A 224-nucleotide genomic window follows, 5' to 3' on the forward strand; every position below is an offset into this window, starting at 1 on the left:
GGGCGTTCGTGGTTGTAAACCTTGCGCCACTCATCCAGCGTGAGCTGTGCAGTGGGCAGGTCGATCAGGCATATCCCCTTAAACACTTCCCTAATCATGCTGCGATGCTGCCTTTCCAGCTTGCCCTGCGTTTGGGGGTGGTAGGGCCGCGAGTGACTGACTTTGACACCTTGGCGCATGATCCAGATCTCCAGTCCCGTGTAGCTCTCAGGCTCGTCACCCCA

At 58.0% G+C, this 224-nt stretch carries 1 protein-coding gene; it reads right to left on the bottom strand.

The genetic code is table 11. The features are described from left to right. Positions 1–179: integrase core domain-containing protein (locus GHN86_RS23345; protein WP_153387408.1), on the bottom strand; the 179-nt coding region annotated here is incomplete at its 3' end. Between the last annotated feature and the right edge of the window lie 45 nt (positions 180–224).

It is taken from the genome of Pseudomonas helleri, assembly GCF_009600315.1.
GTDB classification, from domain to species: Bacteria; Pseudomonadota; Gammaproteobacteria; order Pseudomonadales; family Pseudomonadaceae; genus Aquipseudomonas; species Aquipseudomonas helleri_A.